The 22,232-nt window shown below is 62.9% G+C and carries 25 protein-coding genes and 1 pseudogene; 10 read left to right on the forward strand and 16 right to left on the reverse strand.

The genetic code is table 11. The annotated features are described in order from the left end of the window. Nucleotides 1–66: 66 nt before the first annotated feature. Nucleotides 67–330, reverse strand: a complete 264-nt coding sequence (locus FEM01_RS22040) for an ogr/Delta-like zinc finger family protein (RefSeq protein ID WP_138221569.1) — start codon at nt 328–330, stop codon at nt 67–69. Between the two features lie 200 nt (nt 331–530). Between FEM01_RS22040 and FEM01_RS22045 the strand changes: the two genes are divergently transcribed. Continuing rightward, complete coding sequence (locus FEM01_RS22045; RefSeq protein WP_138221570.1) at nt 531–923, forward strand: helix-turn-helix domain-containing protein; 393 nt, start codon at nt 531–533, stop codon at nt 921–923. Here the strand turns inward: FEM01_RS22045 and FEM01_RS22050 are convergent. From FEM01_RS22050 to FEM01_RS22060, 3 genes are read right to left on the reverse strand one after another with little or no spacing between them, the layout of a single operon-like run. After that, entirely contained in the window at nt 920–1,282 is a 363-nt protein-coding gene (locus FEM01_RS22050; RefSeq protein WP_138221571.1) for a hypothetical protein, read from the reverse strand. The two genes, FEM01_RS22045 and FEM01_RS22050, sit on opposite strands and share 4 nt — an antisense overlap. After that, nucleotides 1,275–1,595 (reverse strand): head completion/stabilization protein, encoded by a 321-nt coding sequence (locus tag FEM01_RS22055; protein ID WP_138221572.1) that lies wholly within the window; start codon nt 1,593–1,595, stop codon nt 1,275–1,277. The genes FEM01_RS22050 and FEM01_RS22055 overlap by 8 nt, the downstream gene beginning before the upstream one ends. 9 nt (nt 1,596–1,604) lie before the next feature. Next, complete coding sequence (locus tag FEM01_RS22060) at nt 1,605–1,856, reverse strand: response regulator transcription factor (RefSeq protein WP_138221573.1); 252 nt, start codon at nt 1,854–1,856, stop codon at nt 1,605–1,607. Between the two features lie 219 nt (nt 1,857–2,075). Between FEM01_RS22060 and FEM01_RS22065 the strand changes: the two genes are divergently transcribed. Continuing rightward, nucleotides 2,076–4,154 (forward strand): TonB-dependent receptor family protein, encoded by a 2,079-nt coding sequence (locus tag FEM01_RS22065; RefSeq protein WP_138221574.1) that lies wholly within the window; start codon nt 2,076–2,078, stop codon nt 4,152–4,154. A gap of 62 nt (nt 4,155–4,216) precedes the next feature. On the opposite strand, the gene FEM01_RS22070 is transcribed toward FEM01_RS22065, so the two are convergent. Further along, nucleotides 4,217–5,281: an AI-2E family transporter gene (locus FEM01_RS22070; protein WP_138221575.1), complete on the reverse strand. Its 1,065-nt coding sequence runs from the start codon at nt 5,279–5,281 to the stop codon at nt 4,217–4,219. 123 nt (nt 5,282–5,404) lie between these two features. Between FEM01_RS22070 and yegQ the strand changes: the two genes are divergently transcribed. From yegQ to FEM01_RS22090, 4 genes are all read left to right on the forward strand, one after another. After that, nucleotides 5,405–6,736, forward strand: coding sequence for a tRNA 5-hydroxyuridine modification protein YegQ (gene yegQ / locus FEM01_RS22075; RefSeq protein ID WP_138221576.1), 1,332 nt, complete (start codon nt 5,405–5,407; stop codon nt 6,734–6,736). A gap of 73 nt (nt 6,737–6,809) precedes the next feature. Continuing rightward, nucleotides 6,810–7,238 carry a DUF411 domain-containing protein gene (locus FEM01_RS22080; RefSeq protein ID WP_138221577.1) on the forward strand — a complete coding sequence of 143 codons (429 nt, stop codon included), beginning with the start codon at nt 6,810–6,812 and terminating at the stop codon, nt 7,236–7,238. After that, nucleotides 7,238–7,675, forward strand: coding sequence for a YqaA family protein (locus FEM01_RS22085; protein ID WP_138221578.1), 438 nt, complete (start codon nt 7,238–7,240; stop codon nt 7,673–7,675). Before FEM01_RS22080 ends, FEM01_RS22085 begins: the two co-directional genes overlap by 1 nt. A 75-nt stretch (nt 7,676–7,750) precedes the next feature. After that, a complete protein-coding gene (locus FEM01_RS22090; RefSeq protein WP_138221579.1) occupies nt 7,751–8,749 on the forward strand; it encodes an alpha/beta fold hydrolase in 999 nt (332 codons plus the stop codon). Between the two features lie 85 nt (nt 8,750–8,834). On the opposite strand, the gene FEM01_RS22095 is transcribed toward FEM01_RS22090, so the two are convergent. The 6 genes from FEM01_RS22095 to FEM01_RS22120 form a co-directional block, all read right to left on the reverse strand. Continuing rightward, complete coding sequence (locus FEM01_RS22095; protein ID WP_138221580.1) at nt 8,835–9,413, reverse strand: DinB family protein; 579 nt, start codon at nt 9,411–9,413, stop codon at nt 8,835–8,837. Between the two features lie 14 nt (nt 9,414–9,427). Further along, nucleotides 9,428–10,519, reverse strand: a complete 1,092-nt coding sequence (zapE, locus tag FEM01_RS22100) for a cell division protein ZapE (protein ID WP_138221595.1) — start codon at nt 10,517–10,519, stop codon at nt 9,428–9,430. A gap of 45 nt (nt 10,520–10,564) precedes the next feature. Then, nucleotides 10,565–11,713, reverse strand: coding sequence for a PQQ-dependent sugar dehydrogenase (locus tag FEM01_RS22105; protein ID WP_138221581.1), 1,149 nt, complete (start codon nt 11,711–11,713; stop codon nt 10,565–10,567). A 21-nt stretch (nt 11,714–11,734) separates the two neighbouring features. Beyond that, entirely contained in the window at nt 11,735–12,052 is a 318-nt protein-coding gene (locus FEM01_RS22110; protein WP_138221582.1) for a hypothetical protein, read from the reverse strand. Nucleotides 12,053–12,145: 93 nt separating this feature from the next. Further along, a complete protein-coding gene (speB, locus tag FEM01_RS22115; protein WP_138221583.1) occupies nt 12,146–13,123 on the reverse strand; it encodes an agmatinase in 978 nt (325 codons plus the stop codon). A gap of 19 nt (nt 13,124–13,142) precedes the next feature. Beyond that, nucleotides 13,143–14,222 (reverse strand): polyamine ABC transporter substrate-binding protein, encoded by a 1,080-nt coding sequence (locus tag FEM01_RS22120; protein WP_138221584.1) that lies wholly within the window; start codon nt 14,220–14,222, stop codon nt 13,143–13,145. Between the two features lie 102 nt (nt 14,223–14,324). Between FEM01_RS22120 and FEM01_RS22125 the strand changes: the two genes are divergently transcribed. After that, nucleotides 14,325–15,251, forward strand: coding sequence for a LysR family transcriptional regulator (locus tag FEM01_RS22125; RefSeq protein WP_138221585.1), 927 nt, complete (start codon nt 14,325–14,327; stop codon nt 15,249–15,251). Here the strand turns inward: FEM01_RS22125 and FEM01_RS22130 are convergent. The 3 genes and pseudogenes from FEM01_RS22130 to FEM01_RS22140 form a co-directional block, all read right to left on the reverse strand. Continuing rightward, nucleotides 15,245–17,620 carry a TonB-dependent receptor gene (locus tag FEM01_RS22130; protein ID WP_431188620.1) on the reverse strand — a complete coding sequence of 792 codons (2,376 nt, stop codon included), beginning with the start codon at nt 17,618–17,620 and terminating at the stop codon, nt 15,245–15,247. The two genes, FEM01_RS22125 and FEM01_RS22130, sit on opposite strands and share 7 nt — an antisense overlap. 161 nt (nt 17,621–17,781) lie before the next feature. Then, the gene (locus FEM01_RS22135) at nt 17,782–18,660 is read right to left on the reverse strand and encodes a FecR family protein (RefSeq protein WP_240791782.1); all 879 of its coding nucleotides are present in this window, start codon (nt 18,658–18,660) and stop codon (nt 17,782–17,784) included. 4 nt (nt 18,661–18,664) lie between these two features. After that, nucleotides 18,665–19,171, reverse strand: a pseudogene (locus FEM01_RS22140) (RNA polymerase sigma factor); the annotation flags it as partial. A 134-nt stretch (nt 19,172–19,305) separates the two neighbouring features. Here FEM01_RS22140 and FEM01_RS22145 point away from each other — a divergent pair. Beyond that, a complete protein-coding gene (locus FEM01_RS22145; protein WP_138221588.1) occupies nt 19,306–19,776 on the forward strand; it encodes an LEA type 2 family protein in 471 nt (156 codons plus the stop codon). A gap of 7 nt (nt 19,777–19,783) precedes the next feature. On the opposite strand, the gene FEM01_RS22150 is transcribed toward FEM01_RS22145, so the two are convergent. Then, on the reverse strand, nt 19,784–20,047 hold the full coding sequence (locus FEM01_RS22150; RefSeq protein WP_138221589.1) for a hypothetical protein: 264 nt from the start codon (nt 20,045–20,047) through the stop codon (nt 19,784–19,786). 129 nt (nt 20,048–20,176) lie between these two features. Here FEM01_RS22150 and FEM01_RS22155 point away from each other — a divergent pair, with 129 nt between their 5' ends. Beyond that, nucleotides 20,177–20,497 carry a DUF883 family protein gene (locus FEM01_RS22155; protein ID WP_138221590.1) on the forward strand — a complete coding sequence of 107 codons (321 nt, stop codon included), beginning with the start codon at nt 20,177–20,179 and terminating at the stop codon, nt 20,495–20,497. Nucleotides 20,498–20,504: 7 nt separating this feature from the next. On the opposite strand, the gene FEM01_RS22160 is transcribed toward FEM01_RS22155, so the two are convergent. Then, a complete protein-coding gene (locus FEM01_RS22160) occupies nt 20,505–21,122 on the reverse strand; it encodes a tRNA-(ms[2]io[6]A)-hydroxylase (protein WP_138221591.1) in 618 nt (205 codons plus the stop codon). A gap of 154 nt (nt 21,123–21,276) precedes the next feature. Here FEM01_RS22160 and FEM01_RS22165 point away from each other — a divergent pair, with 154 nt between their 5' ends. Further along, nucleotides 21,277–22,140 (forward strand): universal stress protein, encoded by an 864-nt coding sequence (locus FEM01_RS22165; protein WP_138221592.1) that lies wholly within the window; start codon nt 21,277–21,279, stop codon nt 22,138–22,140. Nucleotides 22,141–22,232: the final 92 nt, after the last annotated feature.

Below are 22,232 nucleotides of genomic sequence, written 5' to 3' on the forward strand. Positions count from 1 at the left end.
TCCGCCCTACGCGTCAAAAAACACCCCGCTCATGCGGGGTGTTTTTTTATCTGCGCCCTGGGCGGTTCACTCGCCAGCGCCACCCTGTCCTACCCCGGTCATTGCGGCTTTGCGCAGTTCTCCGTTGGCTGACGGCAGGTAGACTTCGGGGTTGGGCATCCCGCTGGGGGACAGTTCGTGGGTCATCTCGAACTCAGCGCGCACGGACCAGCCACAGGCCTCCGTCGTGCATTGCAAGTAGGCAATTCGCAGAAAAATATGCCGCCCTTCACTGGTGCGTATGCGCATCCTGCTCTGGCAGTGAGGGCAAACGAGCTTGTAGGTACTCACGGCATGTACCTACCAGCCATGCCAAGGCAGCCTGTCTGTGGGAAAAATCGCTTTGGTGTGTCAGTTATAACTGCACAACTGGGTATATTCTTCAGTTTGGTATTTCTCATTGCAGGAATGCTCCTTGAAACGCGGGGCTGTATTCGTAACGAGTAGTTTAAGCCCATGAATTATCGTTAAACCAGTCATGGATATTTGTTATGAGTACACACTCACTGCCAGCGGTATTGGCTCGCCTGAAGCTGATGACCGGCACCCAGAGCGATGCGGAGCTTTCACGGGCGTTGTCGATCAGCCCGCAGACGCTCAGCAGCTGGAAGGTGCGTGAAAGCATTCCCTATGCGTTTTGCGTAGCCTTGGCCCAGCAGCAGGGTTGTTCGCTGGACTGGCTGTTGCTCGGCCACACCGCCGCCAATACCGCGCCAGACAACGACGGGCACTGGGAGCAGGAGATCCTCGAGCAACTACGGGTATTGCCTGCGGATGACCGTCGAGCCGTTGCCCTGTTCATTCGCGACAAACAACGCATTCAGCATTTGCAGTGGCAACTGGCGAGGCTCACCGGGGATCTGGCGACAGCTGGCACGCCTTAGCCTTTGCGGCGCCAACGCTGGATCAACTCGCGGGGGTCCAGCGAATCGAGTCCGACCATGATCTTCAGGCTGATCGGAATGACCACCACCGACGCCACGAAGGCTGCCATGCCCCTGGATAGTATCGGGGCAACTGACAGTACCAGCGGCTCGAACAGGTGGCCCACGCCGACGGTGATGAAGACCAGCAAGAGTTTCTTGGCCAGTGTCAGGCGCCGGGACTTGTCGGTGATCAGCCGATCACGTGCCGCGCTGACCAACAAGGCCCCCAGCAACGCCGCGAACAGCACGTAGCCATCGGCACCCAGCAGATTCGCGGTGGCAGCAGATAGGTCATCCAAGAAGACGTGCTCAGGCATATCCCAATCCTCTGCTCGCCATACCGCAGGCACTGCGCACAATGGCAACCTCGACGAACCTTACGTAGCAGACCCGTAACGCGCGGCCAGCCGCGTGCCCGCTCACGTCTTCTAGCCGGTTATAGCCACGTGCCTTGAGCGCCGCACGCCAGACGGAGAACTCGCGGGCCGCGTCGATCACGGCGCACCGTGCAGCAATGTCCAGCGCGATTTCACTGACGTTGCAATGCAGGACCAAGTGCGCATGCAGCCCGGCCAGATCCACCCTGGGCCAGAAGGGATCATGGCTGTCGGCAAAAGCCTGGATACTCATGATGCCTCCTTACTGCTCGCTCAGGATGCCGTAGCGGATGGCCTTGATCACGGCGGCCACACGGGTGGAGACGTCGAACTTGCGCAGCAGGTTCGAGACATGGAAGTTGACCGTCGATTCCTTGCATTCAAGGATCTGGCCGATCTCCCACGAGCTTTTGCCATAAGCACACCACAACAACACCTGCCGCTCGCGCGGGGTCAGGTGGATCGGGGCTGCATCCAGTAGTGGCTGCAGGGCGTTGCAGGCGTTGTCAGTCATCTTTGCACTCCAAGAGCGATTGAGAGCGGCATCACTGCCGAGGGCGATCACCTTACGAGGCGCTCGCTGCCTGGCTCTACTCGCACGGTTTGTAAAGAACCTTCTTACAAAACCGTCTGCCGAAAGCTGCACGACATTTCCCAAGATTCTTCGTGCTTCACGCGACATTTCGCTCGTCTCAACGCCGTTGCCCATTCGCCTTTCGCCTGGAGCCGTACAATGCGTCGTGTTTTGCCCCTCTCGTCCTGCCTTGGCCTGCTGGTTGCGTTCAGCACCGTTGAGCCTGCCCTGGCCGCATCCGCCGTCGAGCTTGGCGAGGTGTTGATCAACGACGAAGAGCTGGACGAACAGGCCGCTGCCGCTCAGCGCCTGCGTGAGATCCCCGGCGCCAGCAACCTGGTGGACATGCACAAGGTCGGCCAGGGTCGGGTGGCCACCAACCAGGACGTGCTCGCCTACCAGCCTGGCGTCTTCGCCCAATCGGCGGGCAATGACGGCATCAAGCTGTCGATCCGCGGTTCCGGGATAAACCGTGCCCCTGGCGCCCACGGCTCGGGCGTCTACACGATGTTCGACGGGCTGCCGCTGACAGGCCCAGGCGGTACGCCCTACGAGCTGTTCGAGCCGCTGTGGCTGAGCCGTGCCGAAGTGCTGCGCGGGGCCAACGGCTTCGACAAAGGCGCTCTCGCGCTGGGCGGCGCGCTCAACTACGTCACCCATACCGGCTACGATGCGGCACCGCTGCAACTGCGCTACGAAGTCGGCAGCCGCGGCTACCAGCGCCGCCACATCAGCTCTGGCCAGGTACTGGGCAACCTCGACTACTACGTGGCCCTGACCGACTCGCAATACGATGGCTACCAGGCGCACAGCAGCGGCAGCGCCAAAGGCATTGCCGCCAACGTCGGCTACCGCTTCAACACCAACTTGCAGACGCGCTTCTACCTGCGTTACCGAGAGACCGAGAATGACCTGGCCGGGCGCCTGACCAAACAGCAGATCAAGCACGATCCGCGCGCCGCCAACCCCGGCTACCTGTCGCGCAACGACAGCCGTCCGCAGCCGGGCAGTACCTGGGTGGGTAACAAGACCACCTTCTTCCTCGCCGACGACGCGCGCCTGGAAGCCGGGCTGGTCTACCACGACTTTCCGATGGACCTGCGCGAAGGTGCGATGCGCCTGAAGGTGGCCTACGCCGACGTCAGCGGCACGCTGAACTACATCCGCCGTGACAGCCTGTTTGGCCACGAGAGCAAGACCACGCTCGGCTGGCGCACCACCAAACACCTGCCCAATAGCGGCGCCTCGCAGTTCGCGCGCGTCAACGATGTGGTCGGTGAGCGCTCCCGCGACTTCACCTACCAAGGCTCGGACACGGTGCTGCATGCGGGCAACGACCTGGAACTGATCCCCGACCTGTGGCTGACCACCGGCCTTGCGGCGATCTACACCCGACGCGAGAGCGCGGTCACTTACAGTGAACTCACTTACCCGGCCAGCGGCGGCAAAGTCAGCCAGCACGACTGGGACTTTGCCCCGCGTATCGGACTGCGTTACGACCTGCGTGCGGACCTACAGGTATACGGCAACCTCAGCCGTTCGGTCGAGCCGCCGCACCCATGGGCGCTGATCTGGGGATCGACAGTGCCCTACCAACCCATAGAGCTGCGCAACCAGACCGCCACCACCCTGGAGCTCGGTACACGTGGCGACTCGGTGATCGGACATTGGGATCTGGCCTGGTACTACGCTCAGGTGCGGCATGAACTATTGGCGGTGGAGATCGTGGCCGGACAACCTGCCAAAGAATCCAACGCCAGCCCCACCGTGCATCAAGGCGTTGAAGCCAGCCTGGACAGCGTCCTTTGGGAGCAACCGGGCACAGGTAAGGTGAGCCTGCGCCAGGCCTACACCTTCAGCGACTTCCATTACCGCAACGACGACCAGTTCGGCGACAACCGCCTACCCGGCATCCCCATGCACTACTACCAGGCCGAGCTGCGCTACGACTGGCCAAGCGGGTTCTACGCCGGGGTCAACACGCAGATGGCCTCCAAGGTGCAGGTGGACTACGCCAACAGCTACCATGCCGATGCCTATGCCTTGCTCGGCGCACGCCTGGGTTGGGATTCGCCCAAGCAGGACTGGCAGACCTGGCTGGACATGCGCAACCTGACCAACAAGCGTTATGCCGCCATCGTGACGCCGGGATACGACGACCGCGGGCTGGATGTCGCCCGTTCAGTGCCCGGCGAAGGGTTTGGCGTGTACGCAGGTATTTCCTACAGTTTCCGCTAACGACCAGATCGCGGGGCAAGCCTACTGCATGGCCAGGCTTGCCCCCTCGCTATGTATGCCGCTCAGGACGGCAACTGCACCTGTCGCTTGTTCGCCACGAAGATGCCCCAACTGGACATGAACAGCGCCGCGATCAAAGGCCCGATCACGAAACCGTTGAGCCCGAACACCGCCAGCCCACCCAGGGTGGACAACAAGATCAGGTAGTCGGGCATGCGCGTGTCCTTGCCCACCAGGATCGGTCGCAACACATTGTCCACCAGGCCGATCACCAGCACCCCGAACGCTGTCAGCACGATGCCTTGCCAGATCGCGCCGGTCAGCAGGAAGTACACGGCCACCGGCGCCCAGACGATCCCCGCGCCCACCGCTGGCAACAGCGACAGAAACGCCATCAGCACCGCCCACACCAGCGCACTGGGGATACCCAAGACCCAGAAGATCAACCCACCGAGCGCACCTTGGGTGATCGCCACCAACAGGTTGCCCTTGACCGTGGCCCGTACCACACGCTTGAACTTCAACTGCAACCGACGCTTCTGCTGCTCAGGCAGCGGCACCGCCTGACGCACACGACGCGCCAGCTCCGCACCTTCGCGCAGGAAGAAGTACAACAGGTACAGCATGATGCCGAAGCTCACCATGAAGTCGAAGGTGCCCTGGCCGAAGCTGAACGCCTGCCCGGCGAGGAACTGGCTGCCCTGGGTGGCCCAATGGGTGATCTTGTCGCGCAGGCTGTCGAGGTTGCCCATGCCCATGCTGTCCAGCCCATGCCGGGCAAAGGCCGGGAGCATGTCTTTGCCACGCTCGACGTAACCGGCAATATCCAGCTGACCGCTTTCGATGCGCTGGTAAAGCGCCGCGCCTTCCTGGACCAACAAGGCGCTGATGACGATCACCGGCAGGATCGCGATCAGCAGGCAAGTGGTCAGGGTCGCGGCGGTCGCCAGGTTGCGTCGACGCTCGAAGCGCAGCACCAACCGGCGCTGCAACGGGGCGAACAGGATGGCGAGGATCACCGCCCAGAAAATCGCGCCGTAATACGGCAGCAAAATCCAGATGAACGCGATGGTCACCAGTGCCAGCAGCACGGTCAGGGCTTTGTTCTGTAACGCAGTGTCGTTCATGGGCATTCCTCTAGGGCTCAAAAGCTTAGTGCGCAGGGCAAGCGCAAAAGTGCCGTTGACCCAGGTCAATACCGCGATGCCCCGATGGCTTTAGCATCCGCGCCCTTTGCCCCGGTGCACAGCATGACCTCCCCCGCCCCCGAACTGCTCGCTCCCGCAGGCTCGCTCAAGACCCTGCGCTACGCCTTCGCCTATGGCGCCGATGCCGTCTACGCCGGCCAGCCACGCTATAGCCTGCGAGTGCGCAACAACGACTTCGATCACGCCACCCTCGCCCAAGGTATCCAGGAGGCCCATGCCCTGGGCAAGCGCTTCTACGTGGTGGTCAACATCGCCCCGCACAATGCCAAGCTCAAGACCTTCCTCAAGGACCTGGCGCCGGTGATCGAGATGGGCCCGGATGCGCTGATCATGTCCGACCCCGGGTTGATCATGCTGGTGCGCCAGCACTTCCCAGACATGCCGGTGCACCTCTCGGTGCAGGCCAACACGGTGAACTGGGCCAGTGTGCAATTCTGGCAGGGCCTGGGGCTGACCCGGGTGATCCTGTCCCGGGAGCTGTCGCTCGAAGAAATCGAGCAGATTCGCCTGCAAGTCCCAGACATGGAGTTGGAGGTGTTCGTCCATGGAGCGCTTTGCATGGCGTACTCGGGGCGTTGTCTGCTGTCGGGCTACCTCAACAAGCGCGATGCCAACCAAGGCAGTTGCACCAACGCCTGCCGCTGGAAATACGACGCCATCGCGGCCAGCGAGGCGATCACCGGTGACATCGTGCGCGAGGTCGAACCGACCCTGGGCCTGGGCGCCCCCACCGACCAGGTGTTCCTGCTCCAGGAGAGCAACCGCCCGGGGGAAGAGATGCCAGCCTTCGAGGACGAGCATGGCACCTACATCATGAACGCCAAGGACCTGCGCGCCATCCAGCACGTCGAGCGCTTGAGCCGCATGGGCGTGCACTCGCTGAAGATCGAAGGCCGCACCAAATCGCACTTCTACTGCGCCCGTGCGGTGCAGTCCTACCGCAAGGCTATCGATGACGCGGCAGCCGGCAAGCCGTTCGACCGTGGGCTGATGGATAATTTGGAATCCCTCGCGCAACGCGGCTACACCGAAGGCTTTCTGCGTCGTCATGTACATGACGAGTACCAGAACTACCAGCGCGGCAACTCGCTGTCCGAGCGCCAACAGTTCGTCGGCGAGCTGACCGGCGCGCGCGTGGACGGTCTGGCCGAAGTCACGGTGAAAAATCGCTTCGCCGTAGGCGATCATCTGGAACTGATGACCCCACGCGGCAACTACCACTTCGACCTGCAACGCCTGTGCGACCGTCAGCAACAGCCAATCGAGGTCGCGCCGGGCGATGGGCATACGGTGTACTTGCCAATCCCCGAGCAGGTGCCACTGGAATTTGGCCTGTTGATGCGCGACTTGGACCGCGACGAGGCGGCGACCTGACAGATTTGTAATCGCTGCCGGCAGGCCCCTTGCGCTATCCTGCCGGTTCGTCGCGACTACCCGGAAACCCCCTATGCTGCGCCAACACCTGCTTCCCTTGGCCCTGCTGGCCGTCACCGGACTTGCCCAGGCTGGCGAGACCATCGACGTCTACCGCGACCCTAACTGCGGTTGCTGCAAGGCGTGGATCAAGCACCTGAGCGACAACGGCTTCACGGTCAACGACCATGTCGAGCCGAACATGAGCGCCGTGAAACAGCGCCTGGGCGTCGAGCCGCGCCTGGCGTCGTGCCACACCGGCGTGATCGGCGGCAAGTTCGTCGAAGGCCATGTCCCGGCGCAACAGGTCCGCCTGCTGGCCAAGCGTGACGACCTCAAGGGGCTGGCCGTACCCGGCATGCCGATGGGTTCGCCGGGCATGGAAATGGGTGACCACAAGGATGCCTACCAGGTCATCGGTGTGACCCTGGACGGTCAGGACAGCGTGGTCGCTGAATACTGATGCTCAGCCTGTGGGCGCTGTTTCTCAGCGCCTTCGGCGCCGCCACCCTGTTGCCACTGCAATCGGAAGCGGTGCTGGTCGGCCTGCTGCTGCGCGAACCGCATGCCTGGCTCTGCCTGCTGCTGGTGGCCACGCTCGGCAACGTGCTCGGCTCGGTGGTCAACTGGCTGCTGGGCCGGGCCATCGAGCACCTGCGCGACAAACGCTGGTTCCCGTTCGGCGCCAGCCAACTGGAGCGTGCCCAGCAGCGCTACCAGCGCTGGGGCCCATGGTCGCTGCTGCTGAGCTGGATGCCGGTGATCGGCGATCCACTGACCTTGATTGCCGGGATCCTGCGCGAGCCGTTCTGGCGCTTCCTGCTACTGGTGACCCTGGCCAAGGGCGGACGCTACCTGGTGGTGGTCATGATGACTCTGGGCTGGTTTCACACCAGGTAACACCTTTCAAGATTCGTGCGGTCCACTGACTGCTAAAGTCGCCCTTTCCTACATGGCCCTACTCGGAGTGCCCCTATGCTGCGCGCCACCGCCCTGGCCCTCGCCTGCCTCAGCGCAGGCACTGCCGTCGCCGCCGAATCGCCCACCTATGGCAAGCAGCTCGAGGGCTTTGCCTACCCGCATCCACTCCAGCACTTCGACTTCCAGTCCCAGGGCCAAGCTTTGCAGATGGGCTACATGGATGTGCCTGCCCAAGGCAAGGCCAATGGTCGCAGCGTGGTGCTGATGCACGGCAAGAACTTCTGCGCCGCCACCTGGGAAACCACCATCGATGCCTTGAGCCAGGCCGGCTACCGGGTGATCGCAGTCGACCAGATCGGCTTCTGCACCTCCAGCAAGCCCGCGCACTACCAGTACAGCTTCCAGCAACTGGCCGATAACACCCACGCGCTACTGGCCAAGCTTGGCGTGAACAAGACCAGCGTGCTCGGCCACTCCACCGGCGGCATGCTCGCCACCCGCTACGCCCTGATGTATCCGCAGCAGGTCGAGCGCCTGGCGCTGGTCAATCCCATCGGCCTGGAAGACTGGAAAGCCCTCGGTGTGCCCTACCGCACGGTGGATCAGTGGTATGCGCGCGAACTCAAGCTCAATGCCGAGGGCGTACGCAACTACGAGCGCAACACCTACTATGCCGGGCGCTGGAAGCCTGAGTACGAGCGCTGGGTGCAGATGCTGGTGGGGCTGAACAAAGGCCCTGGGCACGAAGCCGTGGCATGGAACTCGGCGCTGATCTACGACATGATCTTCACCCAGCCGGTGGTCCACGAATTCAAGCACCTGAGCATGCCGACCCTGCTACTGGTGGGCGATCAGGACAGTACCGCGATCGGCAGCGACATCGCAGCGCCCGAGGTCAAGGCCACGCTTGGCAAGTACAAGGTGTTGGGGCCGCAAGTGGCGAAGATGATCCCGCAGGGCGAGCTGGTGACATTCGAAGGATTGGGGCATGCCCCGCAAATCGAAGCGCCTGCACAATTCCACCAAGCATTGGTCGGCTGGTTGGGCCGCTAAGCGAACTTCGGGAAGCCGGCCCGCATCCTGTAGAAACCAGGCGCGGCCCGGCGCTGCGCCTACAGGCCAGGCATTAGTAGACAGGCTACTGCCACACCGACGCCTCGCTCCACCCCAGCTCGGCGAAATCGTCCGCGCGCAACCCGGCCTCCTCTTCACAGAAGAACTCATCCAACTGCGGCGGGCGCACCGTAGTGTCGCTGAGCATCGCATGTACCTGTCCGCGATGATGGATCTGATGCTCGAACAGGTGCGCGAGCAAGCGCAGGCGTTGTTCACGCTGCATACGGTCCGGCCGTACGATACTCACATAGCGCCTCAACTGGTCATCGCGCAGTTGCCGACAGTAGGCGATCAGCCGCTGATCGGCCTGCGCCTGTTGGGCCTGCAGATCGGTGCAGGTGGCGAAAGGCTGCTCGGGCTGGAAGAAGCGTTCACCATCCAGATCAGGCATGGCGCCGCGCTGCTCGCACTCCAACGCATCGAGGTAGAACCAATCGACCGTCAACAGGTGATTGAGGGTGGCTTTGATCGAAGGGAAGAAGCTGCAACGGGGGGCGACGAACTCGTCCTGGGTCAGTTGCAGGCAAGCCTTGTATAGGCGGTGATTGGCCCACGCGTTATTGCAGGCCTGGGTCAGCAGATAATGTGAAAGCGGCTCCATGGTCGGCTCCTGCTTCAGGCGAAACGTTGCAACTGCATCTCCCGCAACCGGCTCAGGGTCCGTTGATACGGGAACGCCAGATACCCTTGAGTGTAGAGCGCTTCCAGGGGGACCTCGGCCTCCAGGTACAGCGCCACCCGACGGTCGTAGCATTCATCGACCAAGGCGATGAAGCGGCGCACGCTGTCATCGCGGGGGGCCAGGCTTGGCAGCTCACGGTCCCCCGCCAGCACTCGTGCCGCACCATCTTCCGTGCCACGGGCGATGCGCCCGGCCTGCGGCACGCCACCGAGCAGCGGAATGCCCCCCACCAGAATCGCCGGAAAACGGTCGCACAGGGCCATGAAGTCCATCGCGGCCAGGGGTTGCTCGCACAGGTCGGCAAAACCGCACCACAGCGCCTTGGGACTATGCCGTACTACCTGAATCTGGCGTGCGCCGACCTGCAAGGGTGCTGTACTACCGCAATCGTGCGGGCTCAATTGCGCGAATGCCGTGGCCAATGCTTCGGGCTGTGCCACCCAGTAACGCTGCTGCCGGACGCCCGGATGCAAACGGTGGTCCTGTTCGCCGGCTACCGCGTACAGCGCCATGTGCCGTTGGATGGCCGCAATCGCCGGCAGAAAGCGCTCGCGGTTGAATCCATCGCGATACAGCTGGTCGGGCGTCTGGTTGGACGTGGCGACGATCACCACGCCGTGATCGAACAGCACCTGGAACAAACGGCCAAGAATGATCGCATCGCCGATATCGCTGACGAACAACTCATCGAAGCACAGCACCCGGATCTCACCCGCCAGCTCCCGGGCCAGGGCCTTGAGTGGGTCGGCGGTGCCGCCGAGCTGGAACAGGCGTTGGTGAACCCAGGCCATGAAGTGATGAAAGTGCTGGCGTCGGGCGGGGACCGACAAACAACGGTGGAACAGGTCCATCAGCCAAGTCTTGCCGCGCCCCACCGGGCCCCAGAGGTAGATCCCCTGGGAACGGTCACCACGTTGCAGGGCATCGAAACATCCCTGCAGCGCTTCAATGGCGACCGCCTGGGCGGGATCGGCGATGAAACCCCGTTCATCGAGGGCGTGTTGGTAGAGCGCATAAGGTGTCATGGGGCGCATGGTACGCCAGTTTCGCCCCGACTGGACCCGGCGTGATCAGCCCTGCTTGAGCCCCACCTTGAGCAGCGCGCCATCCTTGGCATCGGTCAGCACATACAGATACCCATCGGGCCCCACCCGTACATCGCGGATCCGCGCGTTCAAGTCGCCAAGCAGACGCTCCTCATGCACCACCTTGTCGCCATCGAGTTGCAAGCGGATCAATTGCTGGGTGGCCAACGCACCGATGAACAGGTTGTGGTCCCAGGCCTTGAACGTTGGGCTGTCGTAGAACGCCATGCCGCTGATGCCCGGCGACTTCTCCCATACATGATGCGGATCGACCATGCCATCGACATGCTTGCCTTTGGCTTCGGGGATCGGCAGCAGCGAGTAGTTGATGCCATGGGTCGCGATCGGCCAGCCGTAGTTCTTGCCGGGCTCGGGGATATTGATCTCGTCACCGCCGCGTGGGCCGTGCTCGTGGGTCCACAGCTTGCCGGTCCAGGGGTTGAGGGCCGCGCCCTGCTGGTTGCGGTGGCCGAACGACCAGATCTCCGGGCGCACGTTGTCGCGGCCGACGAAGGGGTTGTCCTTCGGCACCTCGCCATCGGGCAGAATACGCACGATCTTGCCTTGCAACTTGTCCAGGTCCTGCGCAGTGGGACGCTGGTTGTTCTCGCCCAGGGCGATGAACAGGTAGCCATCCCGGTCGAACACCAGGCGCGAGCCGAAGTGATTACCCTCGGACAGCTTGGGCTGCTGGCGGAAGATCACCGTGAAGTTTTCCAGCCGCGCGTTGTCCTGGGACAACTGGCCACGCCCGACTGCGGTCCCGGCCTTGCCATCGCTGCCCACCTCGGCGAACGACAGGTATACCGTACGGTCCTTGGCGAACTCGGGCGAGAGCACCACATCGAGCAGGCCGCCCTGCCCCTCGGCCCAGACCTTCGGCACCCCCGATACGGGCGGGCCGACCCGACCCTCGACGTTGACGATGCGCAGGTTGCCGGGACGCTCGGTGACCAGCATGTCCTTGCCGCCGGGCAGGAACGCCAGCGCCCAAGGGTTATTCAAACCATCGGCGACGGTGCTGACGCTCAACTGGCCCTCTTCACTGGGGAACTGCTGCTCGTTCGCGGCGTGGGCCAGCAGCGGAAACAGACTGGCGGCGGCCAGGGTGGTCAACCAGATGCGTGGGGTCATACTCGAATCCTTCGAAGGGGCTCACGGCGTGCGTATCGAGTCACGCGGCGGCCGGGTGGGTTCTAGGTCAGGGCGCTGCTGCTGACGACGTAAATTCTCACCATTTCCGATGCCACGGTTGTCCAGGGTAGGCGGGCGCGGATTGGGCTGGGTGGATGGGCCACGTACTGGCGGCGTAGCAGGCACGCTGCCTTGGCGGCTGTTGGGGTTGGCGCGCTGGATCGGGCTGTTATAGGGGTTGCTGTCGCTAGCGGCGAGCAGGGGTGGCGCCCAGGGCGCGGCGTGCAGGGACATGCTCAACAACAGGCCGAGCGTCAAGGTTGGCACTGTAAGGTTCATGCTTCACCTCCTGTACGAAAAAGCGCGCCTGGGCGTTGGATAGCCTACGGCGCGCAGGGTTCGATGCGAAAGCGTGAATGCTTACCTGATGTTTCAGTCGGACGTAGCGATGGCCTTGTCCATCTTGTGCCGCGCCGCATACAGGCACAGCATCTCCATCGCCAGGGTCGCCCCAGCCAACGCGGTGATATCGGCATGGTCATAGGCCGGTGCCACCTCCACCAAGTCCATGCCCACTAGGTTGATACCGCGCAGGCCACCGAGGATTTCCAGCGCCTGCAGCGTACTCAGGCCACCGCACACCGGCGTTCCCGTGCCAGGTGCGTAGGCCGGATCGAGACAGTCGATATCGAAAGTCAGGTACACCGGCCGCTCGCCTACCCGCTGACGGATCGCCGCGACGATCGCCTCGCAGCCCTGGCGATGCACCTGGCGCGCGTCGAGGATGGCGAAGCCCTGGCTGTCATCGTTGGTGGTACGCAGGCCGATCTGCACTGAATGCGCCGGGTCCACCCACCCTTCCCGTGCGGCATGCCAGAACATCGTGCCATGGTCGATGCGCTTGCCCTCCTCGTCCGGCCAGGTGTCGCTGTGGGCGTCGAAATGGATCAGCGCCAACGGGCCATACCGGCGCGCATGGGCTTTGAGCAGCGGGTAGCTAATGAAGTGATCGCCGCCCAGGGTAAGCATCGCACAACCGGCGTCGAGAATGCGCTCGGCGTGAGCCTGGATGCTGCCCGGTACCGACTCGGGAGTGCCGTTGTCGAAGGCGCAATCTCCATAGTCGATCACCGCCAGGTGGTCGAAGGGGTCGAACGCCCACGGCCAGTGGCGGGCCCAGGCCTGCTGCACGGAGGCAGCCCGGATGGCTCGCGGGCCGAAGCGTGCGCCGGGGCGGTTGCTGGTAGCGGTGTCAAACGGCACCCCGCTGACCACCACATCGACCCCGCGTAGATCGCGGCTGTAGCGACGCCGGGAAAAGCTGGTGATCCCGGCATAGGTGCTCTCGGCAGCCGTGCCGTAAAGGCTGTCGCGGGTAATGGCTTGGTCGTTGTCCTGGGCGAGTTCCACGGTGCGTCTCCTGTCGTCGTTATTGTCGTGTACGGAAAGCGGTCCACAGGCGGTTGCGCTGGCGCAGGTCAGCCAGGTCCATGCTGCGGTCGGCGAACAGCCGTTCGCGCACCTGGGCCGGCGGGTAGATGTCCGGGTCGTTGCGCACCGCCTCGTCCACCAGCGGCGTAGCAGCCTGGTTGGCGTTGGCGAAGAACAGCGTATTGGTGAGCGCCGCCACCGAATCTGGGCGCAACATGAAGGCGATGAACGCTTTGGCGGCCTCCGGATGCGGGGCATCCTTGGGGATCACCAGGTTGTCCTGCCACACCAGGGTGCCTTCACGGGGGATGCGGTAGATCAGCTCGAACGGCTTGCCAGCGCGGCGGGCCTGCTCGGCGGCCATGGCGGCGTCGCCGTTGTAGGTCAGTGCCAGGCATACGCTGCCGTTGGCCAGGTCGTTGATCTGCCGGCCATTAGCCACATAGCTGATCGAAGGCTGCAACTGCTGTAGCAGGGCGTGAGCAGCGTCAAGGTCGGCTTTGACCTGGCTGTACGGGTCCTTGCCCAGGTAATGCAGCGCCACGCCGATCACTTCCTGTGGCGAGTCGGGCATGGCAATCCCGCAATCCTTCAGGCGGCTGGCGTATTCGGGTTTGAACAGCAAGTCGAGGCTGTCCAACGGTGCGTCACCCAGGCGCTTGCGCACCGCCTCGACGTTGATCCCAAGGCCCAGGGTGCCCCAGGTGTAAGGCACCGCGTAGCGATTGCCAGGGTCGGCCTCGGCCAGCTTGGCCAGCAGGTCCTTGTCAAGGTTGGCAAAGCCGGGCAACGCGTGCGCATCGATCGGCTGCAAGGCACCGGCCTTCAGCGCCCGGGCCAGCACCGTGGCCGAAGGCACCACCACGTCATAGCCGCTGCCACCGGTCAGCAGCTTGGTTTCCAGCACTTCGCTGGTGTCGAAGGTGTCGTAGCGCACCTTATAGCCGGTTTCCTGCTCGAAACGCTGGAGGGTTTGCGGGGCGACGTAATCGGCCCAGCTGTAGAGGTTGACGACCTTTTCCTCGGCCTGCAGCGGCAGGGCGATAAGGGCACAAAGCAGGCACAACGTTCGACGCATGGCGGGCACCTCGGCATGTGGGTGGATGCCGCCAGCATGCCCGCCGGGTTACATTGTAAAAATGGCAACTATACAAAGCTGACATTCACCAGAGGCAATGTGATGCTCGGACAACTCCACGACCTCGACCTGCACCTGCTGCGGCTGTTCGTCACTGTAGTCGAGGCCGGTGGCTTCAGTGCCGCCCAAGGTGTGCTAGGGCTTAGCCAGCCGAGCATCAGCCAGCAGATGGCCAAGCTTGAAACCCGCCTGGGATATCGACTGTGCAGCCGTGGCAAGGGCGGGTTTCGCCTGACCGACAAGGGCGAGTTGCTGTTGCAGGCAACCCGCAGCCTGCTACTGCAGATCGAGCAGTTCCGTCAGCAGGCCAATGGCGTGACGGGTCGGCTGCTGGGCCGATTGCGCCTCGGTCTTGCGGAAAACCAGGACCGCGCGGTCACCCTGCGCATCGCCCAGGCCATCACGCGCTTTCGCCAGCGCGACGAGTCTGTGCAACTGGAGATGACCTGCGCCCCACCCGCCGAGCTTGAACGGTTGCTACTGGAGCAGCGGCTGGATTGCGCCATCAGCTACTTCTCCGGTAACCAGGCAGCCTTCGACTATCAGCCGCTGTTCGTGGAGCAACAACGCCTGTACTGCGGCCAGGGGCATCCGCTGTTCAGCGTGGCGCAGCCGACCCAGGAGCAACTGCTGGAAGCGGACCAGGTGCGCCATCCCTACCGCGTGTTCAAACAGGGCGAGCCGTTCCAGAGCCTGCACAGCAGCGCAGTGGCCGAGCAGATCGATAGCGCGCTGACCTTCACCCTGTCAGGAAGGCATATCAGCTACCTGCCCTGTCACTGCGCCGCTCCCTGGGAGGCGCAGGGACTGCTGCGGGCACTGGCACCGGCGCTAGACTTCGTGGTGCCGTTCACCCTGGCCCGGCATCGCGGGCAAGCGCCGGGCGAGGCTCTGGTCGCGTTCGTGCAGGACCTGTCGTCGAGCTTCGCAGACGCGGGCCCAGTGCCCGCGCTGCGCGGGACTCAGTAGACCAGGTTCCAGGTCAGCGTGTAGGTGCGCCCCCGGCCCTGATAGTCGTACAGGTACTCAGGGCCGTAGGTCGGCGAATAGAATAACGTCGCGCGCTGCCCCCACACGGTACTGTACTGCTTGTCGAACAGGTTCTGGATCCCGGCGCTGAAGGTGCCGAACGAGGTCTGCTGGCTGCCCAGCAGATCGAAGGTGGTGTAGCCGTCGATCTGATGCTGGGCATCATCCTTGAGGGTAAAGGCGTGGTTGGCCTGCAAACGCGCGCTGCGCCCATCGCCTTTCCAGCCGACGAAACCCGTGGCCTTGGACAGCGAGGCGTAGCGCGCGTCGCGCTTGATCCAACCACCGTCGGCCGCTTCTTCCTCGGAACGCACCAGATGCAGCGTGCTGCCGGCCTCCCAGCCGTTCTGGAAGTAGCGGGTCAGCGCACCCTCGAAGCCAAAGTCGCGGCGCTTTTGGTCTTCGACATTGATGGTCAGAGTCGTAGAGTCGACGTTGATGACCTTGTCCGACCAGATGTAGTACAGCGCCGCCTGGGCGCTCCAGTCCAGATCGGAGAACCGCCAGCCCATTTCCACCTGGCGGCTCTTGATGCCGGCCAGGGGGTTGTCAGCCACCGACAGGCCGGCCTTGCCGTAATACTTGGCCGGGTCTGGCAGCTCGAAGCCTTCGCCGTAGTTGGTCCACAGCTGGTGGCCGTTTTTGAAGTCGTAGATCGCCCCCAGGTTGTACAGGTTGACCTGATAGTCGTTGCTACCGCCAGGCACACCCTTGAAGTCGCTGACCTCGACATCCATCTGCTGGCGCCGGGCGCCGCCGGATAGCGTCAGGTTATCGCTCAGGTGCCAGTCCAGCTGGGTGTAGAGCGACACGCCATCGACCCGGTAGCTGGGATAGCGCGGCGCCTGGCTGGCCTTGTCCAGATCCAGGCCGCCGCTCTGGGACGACGTCAGTGCATCGAAGGTGGTCTGGTCGGCGCTGAAACGCTCACGGTCCAGGTCCACGCCATAGGTCAGCTTGACGGTGTCCCACTGCTTGGCGAACAACGCCTTCAGCCCGGACACCTCGAAGTTCTGCTGGGACGCTGCGAAATACACGCCTCGCGAGCCGCGCGGGGTCCCGCTGTTGTAGTAAGGGAACGGGTAGAAGTTGTCGTTCTCCTTGCGGTAGGAGGCCTGCAGGTAGAAATCCTGGCCCAGCACATCGCTGTGGTGATAGTTGGCATTGAGCAGCAGGCGTCGGGTGCGCGGCTGCAGGTCGGCGGAATAGCCACCGCGCAACTCGGCGTCTTCCAGGTCGGACGGCGCGTTGTAGTTGAGGTTGGGGAAGTAGATACCCGTGCTGCCGTGGTTGCCGGAGTCATAGTACTGTGCCAGCAGATCGAGACTCTGTTCATCGTTCAGGGTCAATCCCAGGGTGCCGAGCACATCGATGCTGCGGTTGTACTGAAGGTCAGTCTGGGTGTTGTCGATGAAAATCTGCTCACCGGCGCCGTCGTAGAAGGCTTCGTTTTGCTCACCCGACACGCCGAGGCGGGCGTTCACACGCTCGTTGCCGCCGCTGATCGACTGGGCGATGCGGGTCGACAAGTCGTCGCTGTTGTTGAAGCCGCTGCTGGCGCCCAGCTGGGTTTCAAAGCGCAGCGGGCCGGGCTCGCCCTTCTTGGTCACGATGTTGATGATCCCGCCAGTGGCGCCGCCGCCATAGATGGCGCTGGCACCGGACAACACTTCGATGCGCTCCACGTTGAACGGCGCAATGCTGTCGAACTGGCGGGACAAACCCCGCGAGCTGTTCTGACTGACGCCATCGATCATCACCAACACTTCACGCCCGCGCATGTTCTGGCCGTAGTTGGTGCGTCCTTCAGGCGCCAGATCCAGGCCCGGCACCAATTTGCCGATTGCCTCCTTGAGGCTGACGCCGCTGTCGATCTGCTCGCGCAACTGCTGCTGGTCGACCACCCAGACGGTGCCAGGGATCTCACTGATGGCGGCGCTGGTGCGCGAGGCCACGCTCACCTCGATGGGCTTGAGGTTGACGCTCTGCGCTGCGTCCTTGCGCAAGGTGACCGTGCGTGGGGCGTTGAAGCGGTAACTGACCCCGCTACCGGCAAGCAGCTGTTGCAAGGCCTGCTCGACGGCGTAGTTGCCCTTGAGCGCGGGGCTTTGCAGGCCGGCGACGTCTTCGGTGGTATACAGCAGGTGCAGCCCCGCCTGGTCGGCGAAGGCGGTCAACGCCTGGTCCAGGGGCTGGGACGCCAGGTCGAGCTGCACCTGGCGGGCTTCGGCGCTTGCCAGCAATGGGGCACTGGCCGCCTCGGCCAGCAGCGGGCCAGCCAGTGTCGCCAAGGCGGTGCAGGACAACAGGACCTGTTTGAAACGGTACGGCAGCGTGGATGTGGCCTTCACGAATGGGCTTCCAGACAGTCGTGGACGAAGAGGGTGAACTGATCAGTGCCCCTACGACGATCTGGCGATGACGAACTTGCAGTGCTGAATGAAAAAAATTTAGATTTTCTTTTACGTGATCAGTAGACCACGGCCAAGAATGGCAAATAGGTGACGTTCAGGTGGTAACGTTGCTCGAGGGTACGCAACAGCGCCTGGGGATCGTCAAGGTCGAACACGCCACTGACTTCAAGCGCTGCCAACTGATGGTCGGGGATGACGATCCGTCCGCGCTGGTAACGTTCGAGTTCTGCCAGTACCTGGCCGAGCGGCTTGCCATTGAAAATCAGCTTGCCGCGCTGCCAGGCCGTACGGGTACGTGCATCCGGCGCCGGTTGCAGCGTCTGCCCGTCAACTTCGGCCCGGCCCTGGGCCAGCACCACCTGGTTGCCGCCAGCCTCGCGACGCACACTGAATACCGCGCCCTCGGCGGTGACCGGTGCAGCGCCCGCCTCGACCACGAATGGCCGAGGATCGTCGGCCATCTCGAACAAGGCCTCCCCTGCCCGTAGCAGCACCTTGCGCTCGGCACCGGTGAACGCCACCGACAGGGCACTGGCGCTGTTGAGGGTGACACGCGAGCCATCGGCCAGGGTGATGCGCTGCCGTTCGCCGACGCCAGTGTGGTAGTCCGACCGCCAGAACGGCGCCTGCTGCCAGCCACCATAGCCGGCCATCAGCAGCATCAGCGAAGCCGCGATACCGGCCAGTCGCGCCCAGCGCCGCCTTAGCGGTGGTGGCGTCGAGGCAGCGCTTGCAGTGTGACCGATGTCCTGCCACAAGGCTTCGGCTTCGCGCGCGGCCTCGGCGTGCTGCGGGCTCAATTGACACCAGCGCCTGTAGCGCGCCTGGTCGGCCACGCTGGCATTGCCCGAATGCAACGTCACCTGCCAATCGAGGGCATCGTCGGACAGATCGCAGAGAGGTTCTGGTGCGGGCATGGCGGCTACGTCAGTCATGGTTGTGCTTGAGCCAGTCACGGCAATGCCGCAAAGCCTGGCCGATGTATTTTGCCACCATGCTTTCGGAAACGCCCAACCGTTGTGCGATCTGCGCTTGGGTGAGACCCTCGACGCGGTTCAGCAACAGCGCCTGCCGGGCGTTGCTGGAGAGTTGCAACAAGGCATCGTCAAGTATCTGCAAGCGCTCACGGGCCAGTAGCGTAGCCTCAGGTGCGGGGGCTGGACAGGCCACCTCGACGCTACTGTCGCTGGGCTGATGGCTGGCGGCCAGGCGCTGTTCACGGCGCAACGCATCGATGGCCAAGTTACCGGCCACGCGAAAAATAAAACTGCGCGCATGCAGTACTTCGACCGATTGTTGATCGACCTTCAGCAGTTTCAGGTAGGTTTCCTGGGCGACATCAGCCGCTCGCTGCCGGTCGCTCATGCGCCGGGTCAGGAACTGCAGCAGGTCGTCGTAGTGCTCCTGGAAACTTGCCAGCAGCCCGGAAACAGGAGACGTCAACATCGAAAAGTAAGAGCCGCTAGGAAGAGTTATCGGGCGTTAATGAGAAACAGTATCTTTCATAACGCATTAGACTTTCAACGCCGCCGTGCATTTGCCACACTGCTGGCTCACCCGCGACCCCATCCGGTGCCCTGATGCTGACCCGCTGCTGCCTGATCCTGTTGCTGACGCTCGGCCTGAACGCATGCGCGCTGTGGCCCAACCGCGATCCGCTGAATATCAGCGTGATCGGTATAGAACCGCTGCCCGGCCAAGAACTCGAATTGCGCATGGCGGTGAAGTTGCGGGTGCAGAACCCGAACGAAACACCCGTGGATTTCAACGGGGTTGCGTTGAACCTTGAGGTAAACGACCAACCGCTGGCGGCCGGGGTGAGCAACCAGCGCGGCCAGATAGGCCGCTATGACGAGGCCGTGCTGGTGGTGCCGGTGAGCATCACCGCCTTCGCCTTTCTACGCCAGGCCTATGGAATGAGCCGTGTGGAGTCGTTGCAAGGGCTGCCCTACGTGCTGCGCGGCAAGCTCGCTGGCGGCCCGCTGGGCACCGTGCGCTTCATCGACGAGGGCAGGATCGACCTGACAGATGCCGCCAGCGGGCGGTGGTGAACGTGCGTCAGCGAGCGTTGTTCGCGGCGGCCATCATCTTGTTCACTTCACTGCGCACCAGGTAGGTGAAGTCCGCTGGCGACATGGCGTCAAGCTCGGCCCGCACCCACTCTGCCCACTTGCCTTTGCGCCGCGGCTTCTCGGCAATCAACCGAGCGGCCTCGCCCTTTGCCTTGCCGAGGTTGTTCTGCCAGTACTCGAACAAACGGGCCTTCTCTGCCTCGATCTGTGCCCGTTCCTCGAAGCTCATGTTGGCCAGATTGAAACTCATGGGTAATACCTGCCACTGGGAAATGCTCGCTATCTTACACCGGGACGCCCGTGCGTCGGTACGCCACTGCAACTTTCCAGACGCGGCGGCATCCACAGTTCACCCCCTACCTTTCACGAGGATGTGTACATGGCCAGGAAAACTGCCACGCAAGTCGACAATGACCAGATCAAGGACCAGGTGTTCAGCGAGCTTCAAGCCTTGATCGAAGAGTCCGAAAAACTGCTCAGCGACAGTGCGTCGCTGGTGGGCGAAGAAGCCGAAGGCCTGCGTGCGCAGCTGGGCCAGAAGTTGCGCCAGGCACGCCAGGCCACCAGCCGGCTTGGGCAAAAGGCCCAGCCTGTGGTGGACGCGACCCAGGATTACATAGGCGGTCATCCTTGGCAGACCGTGGCCATTTCTGCCGGTTTCGGGCTGGTGATCGGGCTGTTGCTGGGCCGGCGTCAGTAAGCGCTGATCAGGCAGCCGCCGCCATGGGGATGCCGCTGTGAAAGCGCATCTCCTGGTCCGGCGAAGTAATCAGTTGCACTTCAGCTTCGCGTACCTGCTCCACCACACGGGCGATGTCGTCGGCGTCGCCATACTGGTGAGCCAGCTTCAGATAGCCCTGGTAGTGGCGCGCCTCGCTCTTGAGCAGGCCGTGGTAAAACTTGCCAAGCTCCTCGTCCAGATGCGGTACCAGGGCTGCAAAACGCTCGCAGCTGCGCGCCTCGATAAATGCCCCCACCACGAGGGTGTCCACCAGCTTCGCCGGTTCGTGGGCGCGTACCTGGCGGCGAAGCCCAGAGGCATAACGCCCGGCTGACACCGGCCGAAGCGGCACGCCACGTCGCTTCATCAGGCGCATCACTTGCTCATGGTGCACCAATTCCTCCCGTGCCAGACGCGACATCATGTTGATCAGTTCAACGTGGGTGTTGTACTTGGCGATCAAGCTAAGGGCGGTGCTGGCGGCCTTGAACTCGCAGTTCTTGTGATCGATCAACAGGGTTTCCTGGTCGGCGAGCGCCGCTTCGATCCAGGCATCCGGGGTGCGGCAGCCGAGGAAGGCTTCGATTTCGGGAATCAGGGACATGGCACTCACAATCGCAGGGCATCGACAAAACCCGCGATTATACCGGCGGTGTCGGCCAGCACCAGTGGCTATGCTTGATGCACGTCAAACGGCGAGACACGGGGCGCCGACTATAGTCAGGCATTGGTCGCCATCGATAAGGGAGTTCACGCCCATGCAAGCCATCCGCAGCATCCTGGTCGTCCTCGACCCCGAACACGCCCACAGTCGGGCCTTGACCCGAGCTAAACTGATCGCCGGGGTGACCGGTGCGCGCCTGCACTTGCTGATGTGCGACAAGAAGCAAAACCACAGCGCACTGCTGAGCCTGCTCAGCAGCCAACTGTACGATGATGGCTACGACAACGTCTCGCATGAGCAAACATGGAAGGACAGCCTGCATGAGTCGATCATCGCTGTGCAGCAGGCCGAAGGGTGCGAATTGGTGATCAAGGAACACCGCCCGGACAACCCATTGCGCAAGGCGCTACTCACCCCTAATGACTGGGAGTTGCTGCGCCAGTGCCCATGTGCCGTACTCATGGTCAAGAGTGAACGGCCGTGGACCGGTGGCGTGATTCTCGCCGCCGTGGATGTGGGCAACCAGGATGAAGCTCACCGCCGTCTGCATGCCAGCATCATCGACCATGGGTATGCGATAGCCAGCCTAGCCAAGGGCCAACTGCATGTCATCAGCGCGCATCCCTCCCCCATGCTTTCGGCGTCGGATCCGGTGTACCAGCTCAGTGAAACCATCGAGAAGCGCTACAGGGAAGCTTGCAGCACCTTCCAGGCTGAATTCGATATCAGCGAAGAACGCCTGCATGTCGCTGAAGGGCCAGCCGACGTGCTGATCCCCTACGTCGAGAAGCAGTGCGATGCCGTGGTGACCATTGTCGGTACTGTTGCACGTACAGGAATTTCCGGCGCCTTGATCGGCAACACGGCAGAGGTGGTACTCGATTCGCTCGAAGGCGATGTACTCGTGCTCAAGAGCGAAGAGGCGATCGCGCACCTGGCGGAGCTGGCACTTAGTTGAGCGTATGCTCGAACATTAGGTAAAGCCAGAAAGACAAAACCCCTACCTGCTCGCGCAGATAGGGGTTTTGCGAAATGAATCTTGACGATGAC

It is taken from the genome of Pseudomonas mosselii (genome assembly GCF_005796105.1).
GTDB classification, from domain to species: Bacteria; Pseudomonadota; Gammaproteobacteria; order Pseudomonadales; family Pseudomonadaceae; genus Aquipseudomonas; species Aquipseudomonas mosselii_C.